The organism is Pollutimonas rozaliensis, from assembly GCF_048751585.1.
Classification (GTDB): Bacteria; Pseudomonadota; Gammaproteobacteria; order Burkholderiales; family Burkholderiaceae_B.
The window spans coordinates 1-229 of record NZ_JAZHOB010000399.1 but is presented as its reverse complement, the minus strand read 5'-3'; the positions used below and the strand labels follow the sequence as shown (position 1 = coordinate 229).

The following is a 229-nucleotide window of genomic DNA, read 5'->3' as shown; positions in this document are numbered from 1 at the left end:
GCCACGTAAACACCGCTGCGGTTGAACACCAGCTGCAGGGGCTGCTCGATGATGCCCAGCGACATCAGGGCGCTGTTGATCAACCCGCCCGACTGCAACAGCACGATCCAGGCCGCCACCCGCACCAGAATCGAGGTCCAGAACGGCAGCAGCACCAGAATCATCAACAGGTTGCCGGAGCGGGTCGGTAGGTTGGCCAGCAGATAGGCCAACGGATAGGCCAGTACCA

At 62.0% G+C, this 229-nt stretch carries 1 pseudogene; it reads right to left on the bottom strand.

The features are described 5' to 3' along the window. Positions 1 to 229, bottom strand: a pseudogene (locus V0R37_RS23375) (ABC transporter permease); the annotation flags it as partial.